Annotated in this window: 22 protein-coding genes and 1 tRNA gene; 10 read left to right on the top strand and 13 right to left on the bottom strand. The window is 65.9% G+C overall.

Annotation, left to right across the window (positions count from 1 at the left end; all coding sequences use genetic code 11):
- Positions 1–48: 48 nt before the first annotated feature.
- Together ACT53M_RS09360 and ACT53M_RS09355 are read left to right on the top strand one after the other, a co-directional pair.
- A tRNA-Leu gene (locus ACT53M_RS09360) sits at positions 49–135 on the top strand.
- Between the two features lie 170 nt (positions 136–305).
- Positions 306–2,918, top strand: a complete 2,613-nt coding sequence (locus ACT53M_RS09355) for a TonB-dependent receptor (protein ID WP_476232902.1) — start codon at positions 306–308, stop codon at positions 2,916–2,918.
- 4 nt (positions 2,919–2,922) lie between these two features.
- On the opposite strand, the gene ACT53M_RS09350 is transcribed toward ACT53M_RS09355, so the two are convergent.
- The 13 genes from ACT53M_RS09350 to flgB form a co-directional block, all read right to left on the bottom strand.
- The gene (locus tag ACT53M_RS09350) at positions 2,923–3,879 is read right to left on the bottom strand and encodes a flagellar motor protein MotB (protein WP_476232901.1); all 957 of its coding nucleotides are present in this window, start codon (positions 3,877–3,879) and stop codon (positions 2,923–2,925) included.
- An 18-nt stretch (positions 3,880–3,897) separates the two neighbouring features.
- Positions 3,898–4,761, bottom strand: coding sequence for a flagellar motor stator protein MotA (gene motA, locus ACT53M_RS09345; protein WP_476230128.1), 864 nt, complete (start codon positions 4,759–4,761; stop codon positions 3,898–3,900).
- Between the two features lie 136 nt (positions 4,762–4,897).
- Positions 4,898–5,806, bottom strand: a complete 909-nt coding sequence (gene flgL / locus ACT53M_RS09340) for a flagellar hook-associated protein FlgL (RefSeq protein ID WP_476233237.1) — start codon at positions 5,804–5,806, stop codon at positions 4,898–4,900.
- A 5-nt stretch (positions 5,807–5,811) separates the two neighbouring features.
- Complete coding sequence (gene flgK, locus ACT53M_RS09335) at positions 5,812–7,152, bottom strand: flagellar hook-associated protein FlgK (RefSeq protein WP_476232899.1); 1,341 nt, start codon at positions 7,150–7,152, stop codon at positions 5,812–5,814.
- Entirely contained in the window at positions 7,149–7,487 is a 339-nt protein-coding gene (locus ACT53M_RS09330; RefSeq protein WP_476232898.1) for a rod-binding protein, read from the bottom strand. The genes flgK and ACT53M_RS09330 overlap by 4 nt, the downstream gene beginning before the upstream one ends.
- Entirely contained in the window at positions 7,484–8,578 is a 1,095-nt protein-coding gene (locus ACT53M_RS09325) for a flagellar basal body P-ring protein FlgI (RefSeq protein WP_476230132.1), read from the bottom strand. Before ACT53M_RS09325 ends, ACT53M_RS09330 begins: the two co-directional genes overlap by 4 nt.
- A 14-nt stretch (positions 8,579–8,592) precedes the next feature.
- Entirely contained in the window at positions 8,593–9,273 is a 681-nt protein-coding gene (locus ACT53M_RS09320) for a flagellar basal body L-ring protein FlgH (RefSeq protein ID WP_476232897.1), read from the bottom strand.
- Between the two features lie 10 nt (positions 9,274–9,283).
- Positions 9,284–10,072, bottom strand: coding sequence for a flagellar basal-body rod protein FlgG (gene flgG, locus ACT53M_RS09315; protein WP_476230134.1), 789 nt, complete (start codon positions 10,070–10,072; stop codon positions 9,284–9,286).
- A 13-nt stretch (positions 10,073–10,085) separates the two neighbouring features.
- On the bottom strand, positions 10,086–10,832 hold the full coding sequence (gene flgF, locus ACT53M_RS09310) for a flagellar basal-body rod protein FlgF (protein ID WP_476232895.1): 747 nt from the start codon (positions 10,830–10,832) through the stop codon (positions 10,086–10,088).
- 26 nt (positions 10,833–10,858) lie between these two features.
- Entirely contained in the window at positions 10,859–12,157 is a 1,299-nt protein-coding gene (locus ACT53M_RS09305) for a flagellar hook protein FlgE (RefSeq protein WP_476232893.1), read from the bottom strand.
- 24 nt (positions 12,158–12,181) lie between these two features.
- Positions 12,182–12,877 carry a flagellar hook assembly protein FlgD gene (locus tag ACT53M_RS09300; protein WP_476232892.1) on the bottom strand — a complete coding sequence of 232 codons (696 nt, stop codon included), beginning with the start codon at positions 12,875–12,877 and terminating at the stop codon, positions 12,182–12,184.
- Between the two features lie 2 nt (positions 12,878–12,879).
- A complete protein-coding gene (gene flgC, locus ACT53M_RS09295) occupies positions 12,880–13,290 on the bottom strand; it encodes a flagellar basal body rod protein FlgC (protein ID WP_476230138.1) in 411 nt (136 codons plus the stop codon).
- Between the two features lie 3 nt (positions 13,291–13,293).
- Positions 13,294–13,647: a flagellar basal body rod protein FlgB gene (gene flgB, locus ACT53M_RS09290; protein WP_476232891.1), complete on the bottom strand. Its 354-nt coding sequence runs from the start codon at positions 13,645–13,647 to the stop codon at positions 13,294–13,296.
- A gap of 216 nt (positions 13,648–13,863) precedes the next feature.
- Here flgB and ACT53M_RS09285 point away from each other — a divergent pair, with 216 nt between their 5' ends.
- From ACT53M_RS09285 to ACT53M_RS09250, 8 genes are all read left to right on the top strand, one after another.
- Positions 13,864–14,529 carry a motility protein A gene (locus ACT53M_RS09285; protein WP_476232889.1) on the top strand — a complete coding sequence of 222 codons (666 nt, stop codon included), beginning with the start codon at positions 13,864–13,866 and terminating at the stop codon, positions 14,527–14,529.
- A complete protein-coding gene (locus ACT53M_RS09280) occupies positions 14,526–15,065 on the top strand; it encodes a flagellar motor protein MotB (RefSeq protein ID WP_476232887.1) in 540 nt (179 codons plus the stop codon). The genes ACT53M_RS09285 and ACT53M_RS09280 overlap by 4 nt, the downstream gene beginning before the upstream one ends.
- 16 nt (positions 15,066–15,081) lie before the next feature.
- A complete protein-coding gene (locus ACT53M_RS09275; RefSeq protein WP_476232885.1) occupies positions 15,082–15,579 on the top strand; it encodes a flagella basal body P-ring formation protein FlgA in 498 nt (165 codons plus the stop codon).
- A gap of 70 nt (positions 15,580–15,649) precedes the next feature.
- Positions 15,650–15,943 carry a flagellar biosynthesis anti-sigma factor FlgM gene (gene flgM / locus ACT53M_RS09270; protein WP_476232884.1) on the top strand — a complete coding sequence of 98 codons (294 nt, stop codon included), beginning with the start codon at positions 15,650–15,652 and terminating at the stop codon, positions 15,941–15,943.
- Complete coding sequence (locus tag ACT53M_RS09265) at positions 15,930–16,241, top strand: flagellar protein FlgN (protein WP_476232883.1); 312 nt, start codon at positions 15,930–15,932, stop codon at positions 16,239–16,241. Before flgM ends, ACT53M_RS09265 begins: the two co-directional genes overlap by 14 nt.
- A gap of 141 nt (positions 16,242–16,382) precedes the next feature.
- On the top strand, positions 16,383–17,261 hold the full coding sequence (locus tag ACT53M_RS09260; RefSeq protein ID WP_476232881.1) for a lytic transglycosylase domain-containing protein: 879 nt from the start codon (positions 16,383–16,385) through the stop codon (positions 17,259–17,261).
- A gap of 36 nt (positions 17,262–17,297) precedes the next feature.
- Complete coding sequence (gene flhA / locus ACT53M_RS09255; protein WP_476233235.1) at positions 17,298–19,346, top strand: flagellar biosynthesis protein FlhA; 2,049 nt, start codon at positions 17,298–17,300, stop codon at positions 19,344–19,346.
- Positions 19,343–20,104: a sigma-70 family RNA polymerase sigma factor gene (locus tag ACT53M_RS09250; RefSeq protein WP_476232879.1), complete on the top strand. Its 762-nt coding sequence runs from the start codon at positions 19,343–19,345 to the stop codon at positions 20,102–20,104. The genes flhA and ACT53M_RS09250 overlap by 4 nt, the downstream gene beginning before the upstream one ends.
- Positions 20,105–20,117: the final 13 nt, after the last annotated feature.

Below are 20,117 nucleotides of genomic sequence, written 5' to 3'. Positions count from 1 at the left end.
GGGCCGCTGCCTTACCAGCCGCTGGCAACGTCCGGCGGAGTTTCACGTGCGGTCGTGGCGGAACTGGTAGACGCGCAACGTTGAGGTCGTTGTGGCCGAAAGGCCGTGGAAGTTCGAGTCTTCTCGACCGCACCAGTGAAACAGATGGATCGCCGGCATGTCTGCCGGCGCCTCCTCCGAAATCGGACGCATTTCCCCGATATTCCCCGCGCTTCTGGCACAGTTTTGCGACAATAGAACGCTAGGCGACACACATCTTGTGGCGGGCGTAGGCCCGCGAATCATGTTCAGGGACGGAGTAGGGAATGGCGAAGCGCGGTTTCGCGATCATCGGTTTGTTGGCGGGTGTTGCCCCGGTCGCGGTACATGCGCAGCAGGCGCAGCCCGCGGCCGCGCCAACGCAGCCCGGCGTGCACGCGATTCCCGAATCGGCCGACGAACCTGAGGAAGTGGTCGTTACCGGCGAGCAGCAGCGCGGCGCGGTAAAGAGCGACATTCCCCCCGAAATCCAGCTGAACCAGGCAGATATCCGCGCCTATGGCGTTTCCTCGGTCGCCGATCTGTTGAACGAACTTGCGCCCCAGACCGGCAGCAGCCGTGGCCGGGGCGGCGAGGCGCCGGTCATCCTGCTCAACGGGCGGCGCATTTCCAGCTTCGCTGAAATTCGCAACATGCCGACCGAGGCGATCGAGCGGGTCGACATCCTGCCCGAAGAGGTCGCCCTCAAATTCGGCTATTCGGCCGATCAGCGCGTGGTCAACTTCGTTCTGCGCCAGCGCTTCCGCGCACTGACGAGCGAACTGGAAGGCAGCGTGCCGACTGCCGGCGGCAATTCCAGCCAGCAGGGCAGTGCCGACATCCTGAAGATCAACCGCGACCGGCGCGTCAATCTCGACGTGCAGTATCAGGGCAATTCGGCGCTGCTGGAGAGCGAGCGCGACATTCGTCCGACCGTTTCGGCGAACGGCACAACCGTCGATACGCGGCCCTATCGAACGCTGGTGGCGCCGAGCCAGGATGTGGCGATCAACGGATCCTATGCCCGCAACCTCAACGAAAAGATCGGCGCGACGATCAACACGCGCGTCGAAATGCAGCAGAGTCAGGCATTGCTTGGCCTTCCCGACGGCACCACCAGCGTGGGCAACGGTATCGCGCCGCTGCAGCGGGACAATGGCCAGCTGACCGCCCATGTCGGCGCGACGCTGAACGGTGACGGGCTGCCGCTGGGCAAGGACTGGCAATGGTCGCTGACCGGCAATTACGACCGCGCCAGCACGCGGACGCTGACCGATACCGGAGCGGCCAATGTCGCCCCGGCGGACCGGGGACGCTCGACCTCGAACAGTGGCGGCGTCGATGGGTTGATTCGCGGGCCGCTGTTCAATCTGCCGGCGGGCGAGGTGTCCACCAGTATCCGGGTTAGCGCCAGCACCAGCAGCTTCGACAGCAGCTCGGTGCATGATTTCGTCACCCGCAGCGGCCATGTCGCCCGCGACACCGTCAGCGGCCAGGCAAATCTGGACGTGCCGATTGCCAGCCGGCGCAAGGATGTGCTGGGCGCGATCGGCGATCTCACGCTGAACGGCAATATCGCCGTCCAGCGCCTGTCGGACTTCGGCACGCTGGTGACGACCGGCTATGGCGTCAACTGGTCGCCGTTCAAGCCGGTGCGGCTGATCGCGTCCTGGACACAGCAGGAAGGCGCTCCCTCGGCGAACCAGCTCGGCGATCCGGTGCTCACCACGCCCAATGTGCGCGTGTTCGATTATGTTCGGGGCACCACCGTCAATGTGACGACGATCAGCGGCGGCAACCCGCTGCTGTCAGCCGACGACCGCCATGTGATGAAATTGGGGCTGGAACTGCGGCCGTTCGAAAAGGCCGATTTCTCCTTCCGTGCCGATTATGTGACCAGCACGATCCGCAATGCGATCTCCAGCCTGCCGGCGGCGACGGCGGCGGTCGAGGCCGCTTTCCCGGACCGTTTCGTGCGCGATGTCGATGGCGATCTGGTGAGCGTCGATCAGCGCGCCGTCAATTTCGCGAGCGTCGACACCCAGCAATTGCGCTGGGGTTTCAACTTCTCGGTGCCGATCAAATCGTCGCTCGAAAAGCGTATCGCGGCGATGCGCGCCCAGCGCGAGGCGCAGCGCGCCGAAGCGGCGCGGACCGGTAACCCGCTGCCGCCCGAAGGCAGCGCCCGCAATTTCGGCCAGGGCCCAGCTGGTCAGCCGGGGGCGCCGGGGCAGAACCAGCCACCGCGTTCGCTGTTCGGGGGCAGCATGTTCGGTCCGGACAGGCCCGCAGGCGGTCCGCCTGCGCCCGGTGGCGCCGCAGGACCAGGTGGCCCGGGAGGGCCCGGCGGCCCCGGAGGGCAGGGCGGCGGTTTCCGGGGCGGTCGCGGGCTTACCGGCCCGAACGGCGCGCTGGCGGGGCGGTTGCAGTTCAGCCTGTATCACACCTGGTATTTCAAGGATCAGATCAAGATCCGCGACGGCGTGCCGATCCTCGATCTCCTCCATGGCGGGGCGTCGGGCAGCAGCGGCGGCCAGCCGGCGCACCAGGTTGACGCGCAGGCCGGCTATTTCCGCGACGGGCTGGGCGTTCGCCTTGGGGTGAAATGGCAGAGCAGCACCGAAGTGCTGGGCGGCACCAGCTCCACCGGGCGGCTGGACTTTGGCAGCCTCGCCACCTTCAACCTGCGCACCTTTGTCGATCTGGGGCGGCAGTTCAAACTGGTCCGCGCCCATCACTGGCTGCGTGGGGTGCGGGTGTCGCTGGCGGTCAACAATCTGTTCGATGCCCGTCAGCGTGTGACCGACGGTACCGGTCAGGTGCCGGTCAGCTATCAGCCCGACCTGCTCGATCCTACGGGCCGCTCGGTGATGTTGAGCATCCGCAAGCTGTTCCTGTAACGGCTCAGGGGCGGGCGGCGATGTCGGCTGGCGACATCGCGCCCGCCGGCCTGATACCGCCCTTGTCCAGCGCGCGACGGTACAGCAGCGTGATCGAAACCCGGCGATTGCGCGCGTCGGCGGGATTGTCCGGGAACAGCGGGTCGCGATCGGCGACGCCCTCGATCCGTTCGAACCGCGCCTCGGGCACGCCGCCGGCCAGCAGCCGCCGGCGCGTCGCCTCGGCGCGGCCGCTCGACAGCATCCAGTTGTTCATCGTCCGCGGATCGCCATAGCCCAGGCTGTCGGTATGGCCGCGGATCATGATCGGGTTTTCCAGCCCGCCGATCGATTCGGCGATGGTGCCGATCAGCGTGCTTGCCTCGGGCACCAGCACGGTGGTGCCCAGATCGAACATCGAATAATTGGCGTCGTCGAGCAGGTCGATCCGCATGCCCTCGCGCGTCGGCACGAAGCGGATATGCTTGGCCAGCTTGGCGAGCGACGGGTTGGAGCGCATCCGCATCTGGATGCGCTTGCTCATCTCGTTGAAATTCTTCTGGTCCTGCTGGGCCAGCGCACGCTGGTCCTTCAGCGTGCCCTTGTCACCGGTGCCGACGTCCTTGCCGCCGACGCCGCCGACCGGAATCGTCAGCGACTTGGTGCCGGTCTGCGACGCCTTGTTCGGATAATTGTCCTGCGCGTTGATCGCGTCGCCGCCCATGATGCCGTTCGACCCGGCGCTGTTCTGCTTGAACTCTACGAGCGTGGGCGCGAAATAGTCGGCCAGCGCCTTGCGCTGCTTCTCGTTGGTCGCCCCCAGCAGCCAGAGCAGCAGGAAGAACGCCATCATCGCCGTCACGAAGTCGGCATAGGCGACTTTCCAGGCGCCGCCATGATGGCCGCCATGGCCTTCAACGAACACCTTCTTGACGATGATTTTCGGTGGCTGGTTCGATCCGTGCGGCGCGCGGGCGGCCATGATTCAGCGTCCCTTCGCTCAGCGGCCGCGCAGGCCGTCAAAAACCTCCGCAAAGCCGGGCTGGTTGGCGTGGGCGATGCCCGAGCGCGCAGCCTCGATCACCAGCGGCTGCGGATGGCCGTGGAGCGACGCGATGATGATCTGCTTCACCGTGTGATAGATCGCCGCGTCGGCATCGATCACCTGCTGCAGCCGGCCGGCGAGCGGCGCGACGATGCCATAGGCGAGCAGCACGCCCATGAAGGTGCCGACCAGCGCCGAACCGATCATGCCGCCCAGCACCGACGGGGGCTTGTCGATCGAACCCATCGTCTTCACCACGCCCAGCACGGCGGCGACGATGCCCAGTGCCGGCAACGCATCGCCCAGCGATTGTAGCGTGGTCTGCGGACCCTGCACCTCGTGGTGGTGGGTCTTGATCGCGTTGTCCATCACCTCTTCGACCGCGTGCACGTCGAGCGTGCCCGACGACACGACGACCAGCCGCAGCGTGTCGGCGATCAGGTTTACGAGCGTATGGTCGGCCAGCAGGCGCGGATATTCGGCGAAGATGGCCGAGGATTTGGGATCCTCGACATGCGGCTCCAGCGCAATCGGGCCTTCGGTGCGCAGCATCTTCATCAGCTTGGAGACGAGGAAGATCGCGTCGAGATAGTCCTGCTTCTTGTACTTCGGCCCCTTGAAGACCTTGCCTAGGCCGCCCCCCAGCGCCTTCAGCTCCGCCATGGAATTGCCGATGATCAGCGCGCCGACTGCGGCGCCGCCGATAATCAGCATTTCATGGGGTATCGCCTCCATCACGGGACCCAGCGCGCCCCCGGTGATCGTGAACCCCCCGAACACCATGCCCAGCAAAACGACCAGACCAATCAGCGGATACATGCGCTTCCTTTTCCCCTAGTCGCCCGCGAGCAATTCTGCTTCGGTTAACGGCACTTTCGTCGCGTTCTTGAGCCGGTTTAGCGGGGAATGATGGTTAACTGGTTGTTACCTTCATGCCGCGCAATGCGGCGTCCGCTCACTTGAGATAATCGAACAGCGACAGGCTGGTGAGCTTGGTGAAGGTCGACTGGGTGGCCTGCAATACCGTCATCGTCTTCTGCAGTTCGGTCACGGCAGTGGTGATGTCGGTATCCTGGATCGAGGAGCGTTCGGCGGTGCGTGCGGTCCCGGCATCGGTCAACTGCTGCTCCGACAGCTTCAGTCGCGCGCCGCGCGCACCGAGCGAGGCGCGGCCTGCCGTGACATTGTCCTGCGCTGTGGTCAGCCCGGTCAGCGCATCGCTGGCCGCCTGCGCTGCGCCGCTGCCGCCGGTACGCAGTGCAGCCGAAAGACTGCCGAGCAGCGCGAACATGTCCTGGCCGTTGCCGGCAGCAAAGACCTGCGGCCCGCTCACGCTGGTCTGGACGGAATCTCCGTCGCCGATCGGAATAGGCGGCGGGGTGCCGGTGCCGGCATAGTGGATCGTCCCGTCGGCTGCCTTGGTATAGGCAGTGTCGCCGCTGGCGCCGCCGAACAGGGGCTGGCCGCGCACATCCTTGGTGTTGGCCAGGCTGTAGAGCGAGTCGCGAATCGAATCGAGCTGGTTGGCCATCGCCGCGCGATCCGAATCGCCGAGCGTGCCGTTGGCGGCCTGGGTAGCCAGCTCCTGCGCCTGTTGCAGCGCCGTCTGGATGCTGGCCAGCGCCGTGTCGCCCTGGCTGACGACGCTCTGCGCCAGATTGATGTTTGCACCATAAGCGGTGCTGTCGGAATCCGCTTGGTTCAGCCCCTGCAGCCGCAGATAGCCGGCGGGGTCGTCGGCAGCGCCATCGACTTTCTTGCCCGTCGAAATCTGGGTCTGGAGCTGGTTCAGATCGCTGTTGAGCTGCGTCATCCGCTGCAGCGAGCTGCTGTATATCTGGCTGGTCGAAACGCGCATCGTCATGGCGGTCACCGGATGTCGAGAATGGATTGCAGCGTGTCGCGCGCCATCTGGATCACGCGGCTCGATGCCTGATAGGCCTGCTGGAACTGGATCAGACTGACGGCTTCTTCGTCGGTGTTGACGCCGGAAACCGAATCGCGCGCGCTGACGGCATTGTCGTGGATAGCCGACTGGGCGCTCGCGACCTGCTGCTTGGCGGCAAGCGCGGCACCGTTGCTGGCGGTAAGATTGCTGATCGCGCCTTCGACATTGCCGGTGCTGCGCAGCGTCGCGAGGCCCTGCAGGTTGCTGTTGTCGCGCGCACCGCCGCCGGGTGCCGCTGCGGCGATGCCGTTGGGATCGGTAAGCGCCAGGCTGAGCTTCGACGGCGGATTGCCAATCGCGAACATCGGTTGCCCGGTCTGGCCGGACAGATCCTGTCCCGCCGCCTGGACGGCATTGACGCCGCTGGCGAAGTTTTGCGCCTGGATGTTGACGGCGGTGCGGGCGTCCTGGATGCGCTGCGCCGCTTCGGCAAAGCCGGCCAGGGCGCCGCCGCCGGGGGTCAGCGCCGAAAGACTGTCGTCGCGATGCACGGCGTAGGAAACGGTGCCGCTGTCGCCGTGTACATAGGTGACGGTGGCGGCGCTGTCGTTCTGGACCAGGATCGGCCCGCTCGTATCGCCGCCCCGCACGGTTGCGCGGCCGGCGTCGTCGAAACTGACCGACACATCGGTGATCGCGCTCATCGATTCGAGGATCTGGTCGCGCTGGTCGAGCAGGGACGCGGCGTTGGCACTGCCCGGCGCGGTCCGTCCCAGCGCAACATTGACGGTCGCGAGCGAGGAGGTGAGGCCGTTGAGCTGGGTGGTCGCTGCGTCGGCAGTCGAATCGAGATCGGTTGCTGCTGCGTCCAGCGCGCTGCCGGTGGCGGTGAAGGCAGTGGCTACGCCCTGCGCATTTTCCAGCATCGTCGAACGTGCGGCAGAGGAAGTGGGGTCGGCGGCCAGCGACGTCGCGGAGCCGAAAAAGGCCGTCAGCCGGTCGCCCAGCGCGTTGCCGCTCAATGCGCTGTCGATCCGCTGCAGCCAGGCGGCGCCGGTTTCGGTACGCGCCAGATCGGCACCGGTAGTACGGACATCGGCAGCGCGATAATCGTCCGCCGAGCGCTGGACGCCGGTGGTGGTGACCCCGAAGCCGTTGAGAGTCTTGATGCCTGCTTGGTTCGATGCGGCGAGTTCGCTCAGCGCGACGGTGCGCCGGGCATAGCCCGGCGTGGCCGCATTGGCGATGTTCTCGGACGTGGTCGAGAGCGCCGTCTGATAGGCGCGCACGCCCGAGGCGCCGATCGACAGCAGGTCGCTCATTTCCCTTTCTCCGCTCCGCCGTCAGCGCCCAGCGATTGCTGGCCGGCCGCCGATTTGGCGAGAAATTCGGTCAGCGCCTTGCCGATGCCGATCGGCGCGTGTTCGGCCATCGACTTGGCGAGCTGCTGGTCCTGCATGTCGCGGAACTGCTGGCTGGCGCTGTTGTCGAAAAGCCCGTCGCCCAGCTTGGCGGCGCGCATCGACTTCAGCATCATGCCGGTGAAGATCGCTTCGAACTTCTGGCCGGCCGCCTTGAGATTGTCCTTCGACGCCAGCCGCGACGTGTCGAGCGATATGCCGGCGCCTGCGGCGACCTTGTCGATCCCGCCGCTCACAGGACGATCAACTCGGCCTTGAGCGCGCCGGCTTCTTTCAGCGCCTCGAGAATAGCGACCAGGTCAGCCGGAGACGCACCGATCGCGTTCACCGCCTTCACAACATCTGCCAGTTTCGGGCCTGGGGCCAGCAGGAACATCGGGCGCCTCTCTTCTTCGACCGCGAGGCTGCTATGCTTTTCGAGCGCAGTCTCACCCTTGCTGAACGGCGTGGGTTGGCTGACCCTTTGTGCCTCATCAATCCTAACAGTAAGTTTACCATGTGTGACTGCGGCAGGGCTGACGCGCACCGCCGAGTTGATCACCACGGTGCCGGTGCGAGCATTGACGATCACGCGGGCGGGCGCCTCGGCGGCCTCGACCGTCAAATTCTCGATCGCGCTCATGATCTCGGTGCGGACATCGGCGCCGGGGGGCGCCTGTACCGCAATCGACACGCCATCGATCGCCTTGGCGTGGCCGGGGCCGAAGCGGGCATTGATCGCGTCCTGGACGCGCTGTGCCGTGGTGAAATCGGCGCTGGCGAGGTTGAAGGTAAGATAGGGCGAGCGATCGAATCCGGTATCGACCTGGCGTTCGACCGTGGCGCCTTCGGGAATTCGGCCGCTCGAGGGCACGTTGACGACGATCTTCGAGCCGTCGGCGCCTTCCGCGCCCAGCCCGCCGACGGCCAGATTGCCCTGTGCCATCGCATAGATCTGGCCGTCTGCACCCTGCAAGGGCGTGAGGATCAGCGTGCCGCCGCGCAGCGACTTGGCCTTGCCCATCGACGATACGGTGATGTCGAGCTTCTGCCCCGGCTTTGCAAAGGGGGGCAGCTCGGCCGTCACCATCACCACGGCGGCATTCTTCAGGCCCGGTGCCACGCCTTCCGGCAGTTGCAGTCCGAAGCGCGAGGCGACGCCCTTCATCGACTGGACGGTGTAGTCGAGATTGTCGTCGCCCGTGCCAGGCAGACCGACGACGACGCCGTAGCCGGTCAACTGGTTCGAACGGATACCCTGGAAGCTGCCGAGATCCTTCACCCGCTGCGCCATGGCAGGCTGGGCAAGGAACAGCGCCGCGAGCAGGGCAAGGGCAAGACGGATCATGGCGACGCTCCGCATCAGAAGGGGCTGATCACGCTGAAGAAGCGGCTGAGCCAGCCCTGGCGGCTGGCGCGGGCGACATCGCCCTTGCCGGTATAGGCAATGCGGGCATCGGCGACGCGGGTCGATTCGATGCGGTTGTTGGCATCGATGTCGGCGGGACGCACCAGACCCTTGATCTGGATATATTCGTCGCCGCGATTGAGCGTAACGCGCTTCTGCCCCTGCACCAGCATCGTGCCATTGGGATAGACGGCTGCGACCGTCACGCTGATTTCGCCCGACAGGGCGTTCGACTGGTCGGCCGCGCCGGTACCGGTGAAATTGCGCGCACCGCTGGCCGTCGCATCGGTCGGCTTGAACAGCGACAAGGCGCCGGTGGAAGGCGGCGTCAGCGACATGCCGCCGCTGCTGTCCAGCTTGGAGCTTGCCGACTTCGACGCACTGGTGTGCTCGACCAGCACGATCGTCAGCGGATCGCCGACGCGCCGGGCGCGCTGCCCCTCGTAGAGCGCGGCATAGCCCTGATCGGCCTGGAAGATGCCGCCATTGGCGGGCGCGCGCACCGGCTGGGCAGCCGGCAAGGTCGCCGAGAAGTCCTCGTGCACCTTCTTCTTGCCGATGCCCAGAAACTGGGCTTCGGCCGGTGCTGCGCTGACCAGCAAGGCGGCGGCGGCGCCGACCGCAAAAGCGCGCATGCGCCGCGCGTCAAATGTTCTGGTTGACATATTTTTCCATCTCGTCGGTGGCCGAGATCATCTTCGAATTGACCTCATAGGCACGCTGGGTTTCGATCATGTCGACCAGCTCTTCGACCACGTTGACGTTCGAGCCTTCGAGCATGCCCTGGCGGACATTGCCGCGACCGTCCTGGCCGGGAACGCCCATCGATACGGCGCCGCTAGCGCTGGTTTCGATCAGGTAATTGTCACCGGTCGCCTGCAGCCCGGCGGCGTTCGGAAAGTTGGCGACCTGGATCTGCCCCACCGACGTGGGCTGGGTCTGGCCCGGCATGCTGGCCGAAACCGTGCCGTCGGTGCCGATGGTGATCGAGGTGGCGCCTTCGGGAATGGTGATACCGGGCATCACCTGATAGCCTTCGCTGGTGACAAGCTGCCCTTCCGGCGAACGCGAGAAATTGCCGGCGCGGGTGTAGCCGAGCTGGCCGCCCGGCAACTGCACCTGGAAATAACCATTGCCGTCCAGCGCCAGATCGAGCGCGTTGCCGGTGGTCTGGAGCGAGCCTTGCGTGTCGATGCGGGCGGTGCCCTGGATCTTCACGCCGGTGCCCAGATTGGTGCCGGTGGCATATTTGGTTTCGGCGGTGGAGGCGCTGCCCGGTGCGGTCATCACCTGATAGGCCAGCGTCTCGAACGAAGCACGATCGCGCTTGAACGCAGTCGTGTTCACGTTCGCCAGGTTGTTCGAAATCACCCGCATGCGCATGTCCTGGGCGTCAAGCCCGGTGCGCGCGATGTGCATGGCGGCGGTACCCATGGTCCAGTTCCCCTTAATCGTTCATCCGCATCACGGATGCGGAGCTTTCGTCCATGCTCTTGGCTTCCTTCAGCAGGTTGGCCTGCACTTCGTAGCCGCGCTGGTTCTCGATCATGTCGACGAGGGCCTGCGTGAGATTGACGTTGGATTGTTCGAGCGCGCCCGACTGGACGCGCGCTTCCATGTCGTCGGGCAGCACGCCGCCGCCCTTTACATGCAGCAGATTGTCGGTGCCCTTGGCAGTCTGGCTGCCTTGCGTGCTGACCAGCTTGATCTTGTCGACGACCTGCGCCTCCTGGCCGGGCTTCGATCCCTGCGGGACGATCGTCACCGTTCCGTCGGCGGCGATCGCGACCGAATCATAGGGAGGCAGGGTGATCGGCCCGGTCGAGCCCATTACCGGGTGACCATCGCCCGTCTCCAGCATGCCGGACGGCGCGACGTTCAGATCGCCGCGGCGAGTATAGGCCTCGCTGCCGTCGCTTGCCTGCACGCCGATCCAGGCATCGCCCGACACGGCGATGTCGAGCGGACGCGCGGTCTGGATGACGGCGCCGGCATTGCGATCGAAATCCTCGACTTCGCCCGACGAGAATTCGCGCGTCTGCATGCCCTGGCCCTGGAGCACCAGCCGATCGAAATTGATCCGCTCGGCGCGGAAGCCGGTGGTCGACGCGTTGGCGATGTTGTTGGCGATCGCCGACTGCGCCGCCATCTGGCTGCGCATCCCCGACAGGGCAGTATAGACGAGCTTGTCCATGGCCTAATTCCCCCTCAGGACCCGGCTCAGCTACGCATGTTGAAGATGGTCTGCGAAATCTGGTTCTCGGTATCGAGCGCCTTCGCATTGGCCTGATAGTTGCGCTGTGCCGCGATCAGGTCGACCAGTTCTTCGGTCATGTCGACGTTCGACTGTTCGATCGCACCCGACATCAGCGAGCCGAAGCCGCCATCGCCCGCCACGCCGGTCTTGGGCTGACCCGAAAGGCCGGTGGCGGCCCATTTCGAATTGCCGAGCTGGCGCAAACCCGAAGGGTTGTCGAAGGTCGCCAGCACCACTTTGCCCAAGATTTTGGTGTCGCCATTCGAAAATGCCGCCTTGACCGAACCATCCTGGTCCACGGTCACGCTCTGGAAGCGGCCGACGGCGCTGCCGTCCTGGCTGCGCGAGGCAACGCTGAACGCAGAGGCGGTCGCGGCGCTCTTGGTGAAGTCGATCGCGATCGGCTGGTTGGCGCTCGTGCCGTTCGGCGAGAAGCCGTTCAGCGTGACCGCTCCGGTCGGGCTGGTAATGGTGCCGGTGGTGTCGAAGTTGAGCGTTACCGGCATCGGGCTGGCTGCGTTGCTGCCGGAATCGAGCTGCTTGTCGCCGACAAAGCTGTACACGTTCCAGCTCGACGAGCCGTCGGTCGCTGTCGAAGGCTGGCGGACATAATAGTTGGTCAGCGTCGAAGGATTGCCGCTCGCGTCGTAGATCGTCGTCTGGCTGCTGAAATTGTAGCTGTTCGGATCGGTCCGGTCGAAGGCATAGGTCTTGCCCTGGAATGCGGCGGACGATGCCGGCGCGACTGCGCTCGTCGAAAGTGCAATCCCCAGCGAAACCTTCGACGTCGCCTTGGGCGAACCGCTGGTGTCCGGCAGCTGCAGCGGAATTGCGGCATCGAGTCCGGTAGCGCTCACGGCGCCGCTGCCGTCAACCGGAGACACCAGCAACTGGTTGCCGGCCGAATCGGTGACATAGCGGTTGCTGTCGACCGTGAAGCTGCCGTCGCGGGTATAGGAAATGTCGCCGCTGGTGCCGGTGCCCTTCACCATGAAAAAGCCGTCGCCCGAAATCGCCAGGTCGAGCGCCGAGGAAGAGGATTTGAACCCGCCCTGCTCGAACGACTGCTTGATCGACTTCACGGCGGTGCCCGATCCGACCATCATGTTCGGATTGCTCGACGAAGTCGACGCGATCACGTCCGCGAACTCGGTCGTGCTCTTCTTGAAGCCGTTGGTCGAGGCATTGGCGAGGTTGTTGGAAATCGTCGCCATATCGGTCTGGGCGGCCTGGAGCCCGCTGAGCGAAGTGAAGAAGGACATCGATGCTACTCCTGAAAATGCGGGTTAGCCGACCTGGCGCACGGCCGAGGTGGCGACCTGGCCGAGGCCGAGTACGTTGAGCGTGGGGGTGTTGCCCGAAGAGAGCGACACCGACGACACGGGCGCCCAGACCAGCGACTTGGCGGCGACGCTGCCATTGGTACCGGTGGCGGTGATGTTGACCGTGAACGGTCCGTTGCCGGCTGCGCTGCCGCCATCGGTGGTGCCGTCCCAGTCATAATTGACGGTGCCGCCGTTCTGCGGACCCAGATTGATCGTCTTCAGCGTAGCGCCGCTTGCAGACTGGATCGTGACCTGGACCGAATTGGCGGCGCTGCCCAGCTCGACCGCGCCGGCGATGCCACCGCTGGTGCGGGCATAGGCGGTGTTGCCTTCGGTCAGCACATTCTTGCCGACGAAGCTCAGCGCGTCGCTGGTGCTGCCGCCCGCAAGCTGGGTCTGGATCGCCTTCAGCGTCGAGCTCATGCTGCTGCTGCTCGAGGCGCTGGTGATTTCGGCCATCTGCGTCACCATCTGGTTGGTGTCGGCGGGCGCCGTGGGATCCTGGTTCTGCAACTGGGTGGTCAGCAGCTTCAGGAAGGCCGTCTGGTCCAGCATGCCGCTGTTGTTGGCGGTGGTGTTGCTGGTTGTGTTGCTGGTGCTTGCCCCGGTGCGCTGGATGCCCAGGCTGGCCAGTGTGGTGTCGAAACTTGTGCTCATGATCAACGACCCAGTTTGAGGGTGTCGAGGATCAGCGACTTGGCTGTCTGCATCACTTCGACATTGTTTTGGTAGGTGCGGGAGGTCTCCATCATGTCGACCAGCTCCTGCGTCTCATCGACATTGCTCACCCAGACGTTGCCGTCCTTGTCGGCCATGGGGTTGCCGGGATCGTGGCGCATCTCCGGTGCGGCACCGGCGTTCACCACCTGCTCGACGTCTACGGTCGACATGCCGCTCGCCTCGTCGAAGGCGGTGCGGAACACCGGCTTGATCGAGCGATAGGCAGCGCCCGCGCTGGAGGCGACGGTGCCGGCATTGGCCAGGTTCGACGCGGTGGTGTTCATCCGCAGGAGTTGCGCGCTCATCGCGCGGCCGGAAACCTGGAAGATCGAAAGCGGCTGGTCCCCCATCGCTTATTCTCCCTTCAGTGCGCGGGTGATCTCGTTGATCCGCCCGTTGAGAAAGCTGAGTGTCGTCTGATAGGCGACGGCATTTTCGGCGAACGCGGTCTGCTCGGTGGCCAGTTCGACAGTGTTGCCGTCCTGGCTCGGCTGCAGCGGCACGCGATAGAGCGTCGCGCCATCGACGGCCGCGTCGATCGATCCGCCCGGCTGCTCGACTGCCGCCAGCGCCGTCTGGAAGTCGATGTCGCGCGCCTTGTAACCGGGCGTAGACGCATTGGCGATGTTCGATGCCAGCAGGCCCATGCGCTGCGAACGCAGGGCAAGTGCCGCGCCGTGTACGCCGAAAAGGCTGTTGTCTGTCATCGTGCCAGTCTCCCGCACAGAGGTTTGCAGGAATGGGAAGCAAAGGGCGTGCCAATTCTGCGCATGAGGGGTCGCGAGCGTAGTCGGCCGCTCTGTTTATGGCCGGACGGCAAGATCTTGCCGGGCGGCGGCAATGGGCTGCCGCGCTGTCGGAGGCATTGCCGCAAGCGGCGCAGCGGTCCGCAAACTGGCCCGTGCCTTGCTAGGGATGCGGCCATGGACCTTATGCTGCCCAGCCTGATGCCGTTTCTCGATCCCGTCGCGGCGGGAATCGTCGGTGGCGGCACTGCCCTCGCGGTGGTGTTGCGCACGCCTGCGGGCGATCTCGCGCGGGCATTGCTGGCGCTGCGGTGCCTGCCGCGGCGCAATTTCCGCGTCGAGCCGCTGATCGAACAGAGCCACGCACTCACGCGCATCGCGCGCCGGCACGGGCTTATCGCGCTGGACCGTTCGGTCATCGCCGATCGCGACATGGCCGCCGCTGCCGCCGCTGCGGTGGACGGCGCCTCGGGCGCGGAGATTGCGGCGCTGCTGCACCATCTGCGACAGGCGCGCTACGCCCGGCACAAGGCAGCCTTCGATGTGTGGCAGGCCGCCGCCGAGACCGCGCCCGCCATGGGTATGGTCGGCACGCTGGTCGGGCTGGTCCAGATGTTCGCGACGATGCGCGACAGTTCCGCGATCGGCGGGGCCATGGCAGTAGCGCTCTTGGCCACGCTCTACGGTGCGCTGCTGGCGAACCTCGTTGCACTGCCGATCGCCAGCCGGCTGAAGCGCCAGGCCCGGCACGAGGCGCAGGAACGTACGCGACTGGAAGCGCCGCTGGCGCTGTTGGGCACGCTGGAGCCCAGCCGCCACGACTTGCGCGAGATCGCTGCATGACCTTTGATGACGACGATAGCCCGCGCCGGCCGATCTGGCTGATGACGCTGGCAGACTTGTCGCTGCTGCTCGTCGGCTTTTTCGTGTACCTTAAGGCGAATGAAGGCGATCCGCGTGCCCTTGCAGCGCGGTTGCGCGCGGGATTCGTCGCGCCTGCCGCTGCCACACAGGCAATGCCGGTCGATCTGGCAGTGGCGGGCGGGTTTGAGCCCGGCAGTGCCGCCCCGGGCGGGATCGCGCCGCTGATGGCTTGGGCGCGTACCGCGACGCGCGACCCGCGTACCCGGCTGCACATCACCGGCGAAACCGATGGCAGTGCCGTCGATGTCGACCCTGCAAGCCGCAGCGCCGAACTACTCGCCGCCGATCGCGCCCGCGCCGTTGCGGCGGCGCTGATCCGTGCCGGTGCGGTGCCGGCCGACCGAATTCAGCTTTCCACGTCGCGCGGCCAGCGCCGCGCGGTGCTTACCTTGGGCTATGATGGTGGCCGGCAAGATTTTGCCGGCCGGCAACCGGGCCTTGCCGGCCCGAAATGATGGACGGAGACATTCGATGCTGTTGATCGCCGCGCTGCTGACCGCAGCCAATTTCCAGTCGACGACCCTGCTCGACTCGATCGTGGCGGAGTTCACCGGTCATGCGATTGGCGAGCCCGGCGGCGCTCGCGCGCCGGTCGATCCGCGCCTGAAGCTTGCCGCCTGTGCCGCGCCGCAGCTCGAATGGCGCAACGAGGCGCAGGACGCCGTGCTGGTCCGCTGCCTGTCGCCTGTCTGGCGCCTGTACGTGCCAGTGAACGTCGTCGCCAAGGCTCGCCCGGTAGCTGCGGCCGCGGCCGCGCCGGCCGTAAAGGCCGAGCCCGTGATCCGGCGTGGCGATCCGGTGACCGTGGAGGCTGCCGCAGAGGGCTTTTCCGTCAGCCGCGACGGCGTGGCGATGGGAGATGCCGCGCCGGGCGCGCGTGTTCTGGTTAGGATCGACGACCAGCGTTCGCCGATTCAGGCGATTGCTGTGGAACCCGGCCGGGTGCGTGTGCCCGGCTTCGGCGAATGAAAATTTTCCTAAAGCTGCCGATGCTTCCGCCGTTCCTAGGGGCGTCGGGAAAGATTCGGGAATGCAGGGAATGGTTGACTCCATCGGCATCAAGGCAGGCACGATCATTGATCGTGGAAGCGTGCCGGTCGTCGCTGCTACCAGCGCCGGCCGGGTAAAGCCTGCCGAAAAGCAGACGAACACGGTCGAGACGACGGCCTCGTCCTTGTCGCAGTCGATGGCTGCGCAGGCGCCGGTCGACACCGATCACGTCGCGCGGATCCGCAAGGCGATTCAGGATGGGCGGTTCCCGCTCGTGCCGTCGACCATCGCCGACCGGCTGCTCGCGCTCAAACTGGACTGGACCGGCAATGACAAGGCGTGATGCCCTGGTAACGGTGATCGAGGCGCTGCACGCAGAGATCGCGGCGCTGAAGGCGAACGATATCGCTGGTCTCGAAGCCGCTACCAGCGCGAAGATCAAGGGGCTGGACGTCGTCGCCCTGCACGATGGCGAGGCGCCGTCAGCCGAAGTGAAGGCGCTGGCCGCCGAGGCGCATCGGCTGAACGAGACCTGCCGCATCTATGTGAACCTGATGGCGGCAAATGTTCGCCGCCGCCTGCAAATTCTTTCCGGCAATGCCGCCCCGGCCTATCGGCCCGGAGGCTATGCGATTGCCTGAGCCGCTTCCCGAACGGGAGGGGTGAGAAGGGGGATTACGGCTCGCGCACCGCCTGCCGAATCCCCCTTTTTCATGTCTGCACAAATTGGCACGGTCTTTGCTGATTGTTCTTCGTAACAGGGACAATCGGATCGGGGATCGATGAGCGTTACTTCGGTCAGCAACAGGGCGACGGTGCAGTCGGCAATTGCCGATGCAAGCCGCAAGACCGGGATCGATTTCGACTATCTGCTCGGGCAGGCCCAGGTGGAGAGCGGGATGCGTGCCGATGCGCGCGCCGGCACCTCGTCGGCGACCGGCCTGTACCAGTTCGTCAGCCAGAGCTGGCTGGCGGTGGTGAAGCAGCACGGCGCCGAGCACGGCATGGCATGGGCGGCGAACAGCATCCGCCAGACCGCCGGCGGCCGCTACGTCGTCGACGATCCGGAAACGCGCTCGGCCATTCTCAACCTGCGCAAGGATCCCCAGGCATCAGCGCTGATGGCGGCGGCCCATGCTGCCGACAACAAGGCTGCGCTCGAATCCTCGCTCGGCCGTGCCGCGACCGGCACCGACCTGTATATGGCGCATTTTCTGGGGCTGGGCGGTGCACGCTCGTTCCTGACCGCGATGGAGCAGACACCGGGCCGCAGCGGCGCCAGCCTGTTTCCGGCGGCTGCCCACGCCAATCGCAGTATCTTCTATGCATCGAACGGCCAGCCGCGTTCGCTGGCCGACATCTATCAGCGGCTCGCCGGCAAGCTCGATCGCGGTGCCGCCGCTGGCGGTGCCACGGGCCTCGCCTCGGACAGCCTGGGCGGTGCCGGTGACGGGCTCGACGCATTCCGCGCCGTGCTGTCGACCGATGGCGGCGACGTCATCCCCGGGAATGGCGCACTGGGTGGCGACCGCCAATGGGTGCAGACGACGCTCGCCCAACTGGGCGGCAAGGCCCAGCCGCGCATCGCCGTCGATCCGCTCCGGCCGACGCCGGAAACCGCCAAGCTCGCTTATCTCATGCTCGCCAATCTCGGGGCCTGACCTGACGTGACTGCACTTTCTCTTCCGGGTGGCGTGATGCCCGCCATGCGCAGCTTTGCGCTCCCCACCGCGATCCTGCTGCTCGTCGCGTTGATGGTGGTGCCGCTGCCGGCGGTGATGCTCGACGTCTTCTTCGTCACCAACATCATGATCAGCCTGGCTGTGCTGATGGTGGCGCTGAACGCGCAGAAGCCGCTCGACTTCTCCGCCTTTCCGACGGTGCTCCTGTTCGCCACGCTGTTCCGACTGGGCCTGAACGTCGCGTCCACGCGCGTCGTGCTGGTCCATGGCCATGAGGGAGAGGCGGCCGCCGGCCATGTGATCGAGGCGTTCGGCACTTTCCTGATCGGTGGCGACTATGTCGTCGGCCTGTTTGTCTTCGCGATCCTGATGATCATCAACATGATCGTCGTGACCAAGGGTGCCGGCCGCGTCTCCGAAGTGTCGGCGCGCTTCACCCTCGACGCCTTGCCCGGCAAGCAGATGGCGATCGACGCCGATCTCAACGCCGGCCTCATCACCCCCGACGATGCCCGCACTCGCCGCGCCGAAGTAGCTACCGAGGCCGATTTCTACGGCGCCATGGACGGTTCGTCCAAGTTCGTGAAGGGCGACGCGGTCGCCGGCCTGCTGATCCTGGCGATCAACATCATCGGCGGCCTGATCTTGGGCGTAGTCAGCCATCATATGGCAGTAGGCCAGGCGGCGCAGACCTATGTGCTGCTCGCGATCGGCGATGCGCTCGTCGCGCAGCTGCCGTCGCTGATGCTTTCGATCGCCGCTGCGGCCATCGTCACCCGCGTCACCTCCAGCCACGATCTGGCCGGCCAGATCGGCAGCCAGTTCGGCAGCCACAAGACCTGGGCGCCGGTGGCCGGCATCCTGGCGCTGCTGGGGCTGCTGCCGGGCATGCCGCATTTCGTGATCCTGCCGGCGGCGGGGATTGCCGGCTTCACCGCGTGGAAGCTGTACAAGATCGCAAAGCGGCCGCCGCCCGCACCGCCCGCGCCGGAGCCCGTCGACCTGTCGAAGATCGGCTGGGAGGAAGTGACCGACACTATCCAGGTGATGCTCGACATCGGCTATGGCCTGGTGCCGCTGGTCGACGAGCGCCGTGGCGGTCCGCTGATGAGCCGGATCACCGGCGTGCGGCGCCAGCTTTCGAAGGAGCTCGGCTTCGTCGTGCCGCAGGTGCGCGTGCGCGACGATATCAACCTGGCGCCTTATACCTATCGCATCGTCATCGGCGGCGTGGTGGTGGGCGAGGACAGTGTCTCGCCTGACGAGATGCTCGCGCTCGACACCGGTCAGGCTGCGGGGCACATCAACGGCAAGCGCGCTAAGGATCCGACCTTCGGCCTCGACGCGGTTTGGATCCATGCCGGCGATGCCGATGCTGCGACCGGGCTCGGCTATCTGGTCGTCGATCCGGGCACGGTGATGGCCACCCATCTCAACCACTGCCTGCTCCAGAATGCAGCTGACCTGCTCGGCCCGGACGACGTGCAGGCGCTGCTCGACGGGCTGAAGGAACGCGCCGGTGCGCTGGTGGCGGCGCTGTGCCCGCAACCGGTGCCGCTGACCACGCTCACCACCGTGCTGCGCGGGCTGCTGGCAGAGAATATCCCGCTCAAGGAATTCCGCCGCATCGCCGCTGCGATCGCCGTCGCTGCGCAGAAGACGCTCGATGCCGAAGAGCTGATCGAGCTGATCCGCCCGCAACTCGGCCCGTTGATCATCCAGAAGCTGTGCGGCGTGCGCGACCCGCTGCGGGTCATGACGCTCGATGGCCAGCTCGAGGCGCTGCTGGGTCAGGCGGTCCGGTCGGATCCGTCGCGCCGGCATACGATCGAGCCCGAGCTCGGCCGCCGCATCGCCGATGCGCTGCAGCGGGCCGCCCAACCGCTGGTCGCCCAGGCCAAGCCCTTCGCGCTGGTCGTCCAGCCTTCGGTCCGCGTCGCGATCCGCAAGCTGATCCGCGGTGTACTGCCCGACACCCCCGTGATGAGCTTTTTCGAAGTGCCCGAAGAAAAGGCCGTCGAAGTCGTCGCTGTAATCGGTGCCCCGGAGGCGCTGCCCGCATGAACGCCTATACCCCCAAGGATTTCGAGACCATGGCGTCCCTCGCTCCCCTGACCTATGCTCCCGTCCCCGGCCCGCAGCGCGATGCAGAGGCGCTGGTGCGCAAGCATCTGCCGCTGGTGCGCCGTATCGCCTGGCATATCCATGGCAGCATGAGCTCGATCGTAGAGGTGGAAGATCTCATCCAGATCGGCATGGTCGCCCTCATCGAAGCGGTGAAGGGGTTCGAGGATCGCGGCCAAGTCACGTTCGAGCAATATCTGGCAACGCGGCTGCGCGGCGCAATGATCGACGAACTGCGCCGCCAGGCGACGCTCACGCGCGGCGCGATGCGGCGCAAGCGTGCCTATGGCGAGGCCGTCGCGGCGCTGACGCACGCGCTCGGCCGCCCGCCCAGCGAGGCGGAACTCGCCGAACGGCTGGGCGTGACGGTGGAAAAACTCCGCGCCGAATATGCCAGCGCAGAGGCGGTGCGGTTCGAGCCGCTCGACCAGACCTATTCCGACGAATCGCCCTGGTTCATGGCCGAGGAGCCCGATGCCTTCGAACAGCTCGCCGAAAGCGACCAGCGCGAGGCGCTGATCGAGGCAATCGCGGCGCTGCCCGAGCGCGAGGCGCAGGTGATCCAGCTTTATTATGTCGAGGAACTGAACCTGGAGGAAATCGGCCAGGTATTCGGCATCGGCGCGGCGCGCGTCTGCCAGATCAAGGCTGCGGCGCACGCCAAGTTGCGCAAGGCGTTGCAAAAGAAGCTGGGATAGCACGCGCGGCGTT

This window comes from Sphingomonas sp. DMC6, from assembly GCF_056314225.1.
Note: the sequence above shows the minus strand (reverse complement) of the source record. Positions and strands in the feature narration are given on the sequence as shown.

Coding starts and splice junctions, on each gene's coding strand:
- flgK (WP_476232899.1), bottom strand. CDS start 7,152: ATGAGCGACCTGCTGTCGATCGGCGCCTCGGGCGTGCGCGCCTATCAG.
- ACT53M_RS09305 (WP_476232893.1), bottom strand. CDS start 12,157: ATGTCCTTCTTCACTTCGCTCAGCGGGCTCCAGGCCGCCCAGACCGAT.
- ACT53M_RS09300 (WP_476232892.1), bottom strand. CDS start 12,877: ATGAGCACAAGTTTCGACACCACACTGGCCAGCCTGGGCATCCAGCGC.
- ACT53M_RS09320 (WP_476232897.1), bottom strand. CDS start 9,273: ATGCGCGCTTTTGCGGTCGGCGCCGCCGCCGCCTTGCTGGTCAGCGCA.
- motA (WP_476230128.1), bottom strand. CDS start 4,761: ATGTATCCGCTGATTGGTCTGGTCGTTTTGCTGGGCATGGTGTTCGGG.
- flgF (WP_476232895.1), bottom strand. CDS start 10,832: ATGGACAAGCTCGTCTATACTGCCCTGTCGGGGATGCGCAGCCAGATG.
- ACT53M_RS09325 (WP_476230132.1), bottom strand. CDS start 8,578: ATGATCCGTCTTGCCCTTGCCCTGCTCGCGGCGCTGTTCCTTGCCCAG.
- flgM (WP_476232884.1), top strand. CDS start 15,650: ATGGTTGACTCCATCGGCATCAAGGCAGGCACGATCATTGATCGTGGA.
- ACT53M_RS09285 (WP_476232889.1), top strand. CDS start 13,864: ATGGACCTTATGCTGCCCAGCCTGATGCCGTTTCTCGATCCCGTCGCG.
- ACT53M_RS09350 (WP_476232901.1), bottom strand. CDS start 3,879: ATGGCCGCCCGCGCGCCGCACGGATCGAACCAGCCACCGAAAATCATC.
- flgL (WP_476233237.1), bottom strand. CDS start 5,806: ATGACGATGCGCGTTTCGACCAGCCAGATATACAGCAGCTCGCTGCAG.
- flgB (WP_476232891.1), bottom strand. CDS start 13,647: ATGACAGACAACAGCCTTTTCGGCGTACACGGCGCGGCACTTGCCCTG.
- flgG (WP_476230134.1), bottom strand. CDS start 10,072: ATGGGTACCGCCGCCATGCACATCGCGCGCACCGGGCTTGACGCCCAG.
- ACT53M_RS09355 (WP_476232902.1), top strand. CDS start 306: ATGGCGAAGCGCGGTTTCGCGATCATCGGTTTGTTGGCGGGTGTTGCC.
- flhA (WP_476233235.1), top strand. CDS start 17,298: ATGCCCGCCATGCGCAGCTTTGCGCTCCCCACCGCGATCCTGCTGCTC.
- ACT53M_RS09250 (WP_476232879.1), top strand. CDS start 19,343: ATGAACGCCTATACCCCCAAGGATTTCGAGACCATGGCGTCCCTCGCT.
- ACT53M_RS09265 (WP_476232883.1), top strand. CDS start 15,930: ATGACAAGGCGTGATGCCCTGGTAACGGTGATCGAGGCGCTGCACGCA.
- flgC (WP_476230138.1), bottom strand. CDS start 13,290: ATGGGGGACCAGCCGCTTTCGATCTTCCAGGTTTCCGGCCGCGCGATG.
- ACT53M_RS09275 (WP_476232885.1), top strand. CDS start 15,082: ATGCTGTTGATCGCCGCGCTGCTGACCGCAGCCAATTTCCAGTCGACG.
- ACT53M_RS09260 (WP_476232881.1), top strand. CDS start 16,383: ATGAGCGTTACTTCGGTCAGCAACAGGGCGACGGTGCAGTCGGCAATT.
- ACT53M_RS09280 (WP_476232887.1), top strand. CDS start 14,526: ATGACCTTTGATGACGACGATAGCCCGCGCCGGCCGATCTGGCTGATG.